Source organism: Arthrospira sp. PCC 8006 (genome assembly GCF_046480465.1).
GTDB classification, from domain to species: domain Bacteria; phylum Cyanobacteriota; class Cyanobacteriia; order Cyanobacteriales; family Microcoleaceae; genus Limnospira; species Limnospira platensis.
On the sequence record NZ_PKGG01000345.1, the window covers coordinates 1 to 3500 of the forward strand.

The 3500-nt window shown below is 43.9% G+C and carries 3 protein-coding genes; 1 reads left to right on the plus strand and 2 read right to left on the minus strand.

What is annotated here, in order from left to right; genetic code table 11:
• Positions 1-154, minus strand: a 154-nt coding sequence (locus B9T16_RS26905) for an IS630 transposase-related protein (RefSeq protein WP_410246196.1), incomplete at its 3' end; no start/stop codon positions are given.
• 795 nt (positions 155-949) lie between these two features.
• On the opposite strand from B9T16_RS26905, the gene ltrA reads away from it, so the two are divergent.
• Positions 950-2716 carry a group II intron reverse transcriptase/maturase gene (gene ltrA, locus B9T16_RS26910; RefSeq protein WP_410246194.1) on the plus strand — a complete coding sequence of 589 codons (1767 nt, stop codon included), beginning with the start codon at positions 950-952 and terminating at the stop codon, positions 2714-2716.
• 587 nt (positions 2717-3303) lie between these two features.
• Here the strand turns inward: ltrA and B9T16_RS26915 are convergent.
• The coding region (locus B9T16_RS26915) for an HNH endonuclease (RefSeq protein WP_410246195.1) at positions 3304-3500 on the minus strand (197 nt) is incomplete at its 5' end.

Sequence of the window (3500 nt, forward strand, 5' to 3'; positions counted from 1 at the left end):
GGAAGTCTCCGGTCTGTGCTTTTCTTTGCATCCAGRGATTRATGGTKTTCCGGCTGACATGGAAAACTTGACTGGCTTCTGTTTTGGGCATACCGTCTAGTTCAATTGCATCAATAACTTTTTGTCTGAGGTCGTAACTATAGGGGGCTGGCATTTTTGGTCTTCTTAGTCATCTCGTCCTCTCCATTATACGTCCTAACTTTCCTGTCTGGTGCTATATTTATTAGCAGAGGTGCGAGACGTTCAGGCATGAAATAAGGTTGAAATACCTGAAATAACCGCCTGGTGGGGACTTCAACCCCTTGGTTGAATATAAGGAGCGCACTCCTGACCATCCTCATAACTGTTTATATGTCCCAACGATTAGTATCYCACGATACAAATCAAGGCAGGGAGCCCAAGGTCAAAACGAACTAACTCATACAAATTACTTATAGTAAGCCCAGAAATGGATAAGTAAAGTTAGGAAGTTAGGGTAACGGCGATAGCCACCCCCAGTTTTGGAAATCACAACTCCAGGATTGAAGCGGGGAACGGAAGGCTCCGAGGTGTAACACAACACCAGAATCGAGACCACTGCCAACCATCCATGATTAGGGAAACCGAATGTCCGGCTTGAACCATCGTAATCATTTAGTAGCGAAATAGGTTGATACGCTGCGCTCAAAAGAGCAAGGGGAAAAGTAGGGGCTTCTATTTACTACCTACACAGACCTTTAAAAGTACCCCGGTGGACAAGACAAATCTAAAGATGGAATGCCCATATAAACGGAACGTTTTAAGTCCTCCTGGACTCTGATTATCTGGTCGAGATATCAGTAGGGATAAGTGTAACCGCAAGTCCTAGAGGATGTGAGATGTGACCAAAAGCCAACGCCCTACTGTAATGGCAGGGATATGCTAACAGGTCACGGTTTGATTGTAAGGATAGAGTCTAGTAGGTGTACAAATGGCGATAGCGAGTTCAAAGAGAGGATTTGGAAAACCCAGACCAATCAAGACTACGACCAACGCATGGAAGACAATCCCATGGACTAAGGTTCAACGGAAAGTTTTCAAGCTCCAAAAGAGTATATTCCAAGCAGCTAAATCGGGACAAAATGCAAAGGTAAGAAGGTTGCAACGTCTATTGGTGAAATCGTATTATGCCCGGCTCTTAGCAGTGCGGCGAGTGACCCAAGACAATCAAGGAAAGAAAACAGCTGGAGTAGATGGAGTTATCATAATTTCTCCTAAGCAAAGGTTTGAACTGACTGAGAAAATCAAAGGGAAGCTTAAGGTAAAGGCACTTAGGAGAGTGTGGATACCGAAACCTGGCAGGGATGAGAAACGCCCCCTAGGAATTCCTACAATCCAAGATAGAGCAAGGCAAGCCTTGGTTAAGTCGGCCCTCGAACCTGAATGGGAATCGAGATTTGAAGGCACAAGCTATGGGTTCCGACCCGGACGGTCAGCACAAGACGCAATAAGCAGGATTTACCAAAGTATTAACAAAGGTGAATACTATGTTCTCGACGCTGATATAGCAAAATGCTTTGACCGAATAAACCATGATTACCTACTGTCCAAAATTCATTGTCCAAGCAACCTAAAAAGAGACCTGAAACAATGGCTCAAAGCGGGAGTGCTAGATAACGGTGTATTTGAGGATACAGAAGCAGGAACACCCCAAGGAGGGGTAATAAGTCCAATACTCGCCAACATCGCACTGTTGGGAATGATTAGGTTAATTGAAAAACTGTATCCCAAGAAAAGAGACAATCGCCCATATGCGAATGTTATAAGATACGCCGATGATTTCGTGGTAATTTCAAAAGAACTAGGAATCATTGAACAGTGCAAAACTGCTATTTCCAAATGGCTAAAACCTGTAGGACTAGAAATAAAACCTGAAAAGACTCGAATCTGTCATACACTCAAAACTATAGAGTATGGCGGCAAGACAGAGAACCCAGGGTTCGACTTTCTAGGATTCAATATCAGGCAATATCCAACAGGAAAGTACAAATCTGGRAAAAMAGGCGGGARAGCAAGCCRATTAATCGGACATAAAACCCACATAAAACCYAGYCAAAAAGCAGTTGCCCACACAGAAGCGATAAAAGGTGTAATAAAACAATACAAAACAGCACCTCAATCAGCCCTGATAAGTAGACTAAATCCAATTATTCGGGGATGGTCAAACTATTATTCAGCGGTAGTCTCAAAAGAGACCTTCACTAAACTAGATAATGCAATCTGGCAAATGTTACGGGCATGGACAGTATCAAGATGCGGAAAGGCAAGTCACGAAAAGCTAAGTAATTATTTCAGATATGGAACAATTAAACTTAGCAATGGGAAAGAAAGACACGAAAATTGGTTGTTCCAAACCAAAGATGGGTTACATCTGTACAAACACAACTGGACTCCAATTGTCAGACATACCCTAATACGCCCTGACGCAACACCATACGACGGAAATTGGACTTACTGGGCAACCAGGAAAGGACAAGCAATCGACACGCCAATTGGGGTAGCAAAACTACTCAAAAAACAAAAAGGTAGATGCACCTGGTGTGGACAATTCTTTACCCCATCAGATTTAATTGAAGTAGACCACATTGTACCTAGAAGCCATGGCGGAAAGGATGAATACAAAAATCTTCAACTATTACATCGCCATTGTCACGACGATAAAACAGCTCTTGATGAAGAGATGATGCTGTACTCTTAACAAGGAGACGGTCAAACTAGGAGCCGTATGAGGTGAAAGTCTCATGTACGGTTCTGCTGCTGAATGGGAGGGGTAGACCGTGAGGTCTATCTCGACCCCTAATTTTAGCTCCCAAAGTTGAGGTTACAAAGCGGGGGGTTGTAGCCCTGTTCCTACTGACAATAGGGTATCTACATCAGGAGCCGTGTGCTGGGAAACTCGCAAGCACGGTTTGGAATTGGAGTTGGGGAAGGTGACTTCTCTTTCGACCATAACACAACTSCCCTCTTTTTTTCGCTCAGTCTTGACCTTGAGTCTCTCTGCCTTATCTGGTTGTCGAAGCCAGATGTTGAGACACATAGATAGTTATGGGATGGTCAAGGGTGCGAATCCCTTATATTCCACCAAGGAGTGGAAGTCCCACTAGGAGGTTATTTCAGGCATTGCAGCCCTATTTCACTCCTAAACGTCTCCCACGCTATCTCTCCATCTACTCCAGCCGTCTAATAGGGGTCGAGATAGACCTCACGGTCTACCCCTCCCATTCAGCAGCAGAACCGTACATGAGACTTTCACCTCATACGGCTCCTAATTTGACCGTCTCCTTGTTAAGAGTACAGCATCATCTCTTCATCAAGAGCTGTTTTATCATCGCGGGTGTGGCGGTGTAATAATTGAAGATTTTTGTATTCATCCTTTCCGCCATGGCTTCTAGGTACAATGTGGTCTACTTCAATTAAATCTGATGGGGTAAAGAATTGCCCACACCAGGTGCACTTGMCTTTTTGTTGTTTGANTAGTTTTG